The sequence below is a fragment of the Thermobrachium celere DSM 8682 genome (genome assembly GCF_000430995.1).
Lineage (GTDB): Bacteria > Bacillota > Clostridia > Clostridiales > Caloramatoraceae > Thermobrachium > Thermobrachium celere.
The window spans coordinates 9,104-9,668 of sequence record NZ_HF951999.1 but is presented as its reverse complement, the minus strand read 5'-3'; the positions used below and the strand labels follow the sequence as shown (position 1 = coordinate 9,668).

Annotated in this window: 2 protein-coding genes; one reads left to right on the top strand and one right to left on the bottom strand. The window is 32.8% G+C overall.

What is annotated here, in order from left to right:
- Positions 1-186 (bottom strand): hypothetical protein (locus tag TCEL_RS14275; protein WP_040683665.1); only part of this gene is annotated, 186 nt, incomplete at its 3' end.
- Between the two features lie 60 nt (positions 187-246).
- Here TCEL_RS14275 and TCEL_RS13685 point away from each other — a divergent pair.
- Positions 247-565: thiolase C-terminal domain-containing protein (locus TCEL_RS13685; protein ID WP_423219068.1), on the top strand; the 319-nt coding region annotated here is incomplete at its 3' end.

Here is a 565-nt window from a genome sequence, read left to right as displayed (position 1 = left end):
TAGTTCTTTGAAATATGTGTATACATCTATGTTTTTAACCTTTAAATTCCAGTCAACTTTATTTATACTATCTGGAGAATTATAGCTATTTTCAACACCTTGTTTTGTTCTTAAAAATTCATCTCCCGAATGTATAAATGGAACACCCTGTGATGTTAAAACTATTGCATATGCTAACTTCTGCATAGCCYTTAAATCCTCAAAACTACTTTGAGGGTTAGATAAATTTAATTTATCCCAAAGAATATGGTTGTCATGACAGGATACATAGTTTATGCTTTGGCATGGAGATGTATAAAGGTATGGGAGCCCCTTTATAAAGTAGTTGAAATAAGATCACTTGCACATACATCAGACTATCTATCTATTGTTGAAGGAAAGAGGCCAAATTATAAGCTAGAAGCAGCAGAAGTTGCAATTCAAAGGGCATTAAAGGATGCTAATATGACAATAAACGATATAAACGTAGCAGAAGTTCATGACTGCTTTACTATAACAGAACTATTAATATACGAAGCTATGGGACTTGCAAAGGAAGGAAGAGGATTTGATGCCATATTAAATG